2 protein-coding genes are annotated in these 1,490 nt (G+C 56.8%); both read right to left on the minus strand.

Annotated features, from left to right (window positions below):
• Positions 1 to 354: lipid-binding SYLF domain-containing protein (locus tag AWB67_RS37610; protein WP_445344257.1), on the minus strand; the 354-nt coding region annotated here is incomplete at its 3' end.
• Positions 355 to 603: 249 nt separating this feature from the next.
• The gene (locus AWB67_RS37615) at positions 604 to 900 is read right to left on the minus strand and encodes a response regulator (protein ID WP_327367205.1); all 297 of its coding nucleotides are present in this window, start codon (positions 898 to 900) and stop codon (positions 604 to 606) included.
• Positions 901 to 1,490 lie beyond the last annotated feature (590 nt).

Genomic DNA, 1,490 nt, shown 5'->3' on the forward strand with positions numbered 1-1,490 from the left:
CATGAGGAACATGGCCTGCGAGAACGTCTGCGCGCCGGCTTGCAAGCCGTAGGAGGCGGCCGAGTTGTTGTAGTAGCCAAGTACTTGCCCATTGGGGTCGAACATCACGCCATTGCCCCCTTGCGCACCGAGAAGTAAACCTGCCTTCACGATGTCAGGGAACACAAGAACCGCTTTCGACCTCGCCAGCAGGTCGCGGGTCCTCGGCGCGGCGTCGTTCAGCCTCTGTAAGGCCACACGTGCCTTCCCCTCAAGTTCCGGGTCGCTTCCGGTGGTCGACGTCTGCTGTGTCGAGCACGCCACCAAGAACAGTACAAGCGGGATCGCGAGAATAAGCCGAAGGGTCTTGGTCATGACTCGTGCTCCATTCAGAAATGGCGTTACGGTATCCAGCATGTCCACGTCGCGCTCGTGCCCGGATCGGTTTAATAATGGGGGCCGAGCGGACAAAGTGCCACTGGGCTCTGGAGCTACCACTCCTCACCAGTCCCTGCGTACTCAACTGAATCGCGCATCACCCTTCCAGATGACTGGTACCGCGTCGAGAAAACTCGCGCAGGGACGCCGTGCCGAGCTTGCGAAGTGAATGTTCTGCTGGCTTAATCACGGTCCATGGACCAGGTTGAAAACGGTGCGCACCGCCTTTATCGAGACTTCGTCGTTAAGGGGTTTGCGCAGATACGTCGCAGCGCCCGCTGACAAAGACTGCTGACGAACATTGGTCTCGTCGTGTGCCGTTATAAGAATCACTGGAATGCCGTTACTCGCCAGTCGCTGTTGAACTTCACGGCCGTTCAGGCCCGGCACCTGCACGTCGAGCACGATGCAAGCTGGCCGATATGACGGAATGGAATCGAACATCGCCAGAAACTCGTCGCCCGTTTTGAACGTGTCAGCCAAAAGCCGAGCCGAACTCAACAGCCGCTGATGGCAGGTCGCACCGATTCGTCATGATCGACTACTGCGACGAATGGCTTGACTTTGCTCATATGGAATATTCCCTGTGCAGGAACCGCAGAACGCGAACCGGTTCTACACTTAGATTCAGGTTATGACGGGGTAAGGCTAGCGGATATTGGACCTTGGTCCTATGTCCGCAACGCGAAGGACAAACTATGAGCGCCGCAACGGTTCCAATCTGCAGATTGTTCCGACGGCCCTAAAAAGCCGGTCTTGTCAGTGATCGGTACAAGTTCGGCAAGCGAAAATTTAGACCGGTCGTCAGTTTGATGGCATTGGTCGAATACTCGCTGAGGTGATGCGTCGGTATCCGGCTGCGCAGGTAGAAGCCGAACGGGGCGCTGCAGAAGTTGCTTCCAGCGTTTCTCTGCAGCGGGTGCCGACGCTGCCAATGCACATGACCTTCAGAGTGAAGTCTTCTGTGTACGATCGAGAAGAATATGGCGCTCCTCGGACAGCCACTGCCGATAGTCGACGAGTACTCGACGATCCCGCTCCTCGAAGCCCGCTTCAGCGAACTGGTAAAGCAC

It is taken from the genome of Caballeronia terrestris (genome assembly GCF_001544515.1).
Classification (GTDB): domain Bacteria; phylum Pseudomonadota; class Gammaproteobacteria; order Burkholderiales; family Burkholderiaceae; genus Caballeronia; species Caballeronia terrestris.